At 41.5% G+C, this 766-nt stretch carries 1 protein-coding gene; it reads right to left on the bottom strand.

Annotated features, from left to right (window positions below; all coding sequences use genetic code 11):
• Positions 1-228: 228 nt before the first annotated feature.
• Positions 229-495 (bottom strand): hypothetical protein, encoded by a 267-nt coding sequence (locus tag A3729_RS05295; protein WP_068633325.1) that lies wholly within the window; start codon positions 493-495, stop codon positions 229-231.
• Positions 496-766: the final 271 nt, after the last annotated feature.

Below are 766 nucleotides of genomic sequence, written 5' to 3'. Positions count from 1 at the left end.
GAAGAAGTCTACCTTAAGAAGATTTATAAGGATCAAGAGTTTGATACAGGCAAATACTTCTATATCCGCATAATTGGGAAATCAGGCTTTGGTTTGGCAAAGCTCGACAAGAATACCTATGAAGTCCTTGAAATTTTTGCTTTGACAGATTTCGACATGAACACTTTGTGAACTGCAAATAATGCATTAAGGCGATAATCTAAGCTTTTATCACCTTAATGCGCAGCCCTAAGACTTTGCGCTGATGTGTTCAGCATCATCCTTGGAAAACGGATTAGTAATAGTCGAGCTAGAACCTTGAAGTACCGCCTCGGGGTGCCTTATTTCCATAATGCACTTTATGCGTTGTTCATCCTTCGTGTTAACATCCACTAAGATCAAGTGCTGACCTTCAATAATTTGTTCGTGAAACTTCTGGATCTTGTAGTGTTCAGTATTGAGCCCACCAACACCGCCAAACCACGCACCAAAGAACATGCTAAAGATCGCGATCACTAGCCATGCATTGAAGCTAAACTCCTCGATATAAGTAAAGGGGACTAAAAAAACAGCCCAATCATCCCACCGGACAATAAGCCTCGCTCTACAAAGCGCACGAAGTCGGTACGCTGAAGTGCACTCGCAGAGTGGAGATGATGACTATCCCCCTGTGTCAGGATAGTTGTCGCCTCTGTTAATTTTTAATAATTGAATAGGAGGCGGTAAGAGAATATGAGTGAAGCATTATTCAAAAGAGTTTAAAGAAGCCATTGTTAAGAAGTGGCTT

Source organism: Oleiphilus sp. HI0043 (genome assembly GCF_001634935.1).
Note: the sequence above shows the minus strand (reverse complement) of the source record. Positions and strands in the feature narration are given on the sequence as shown.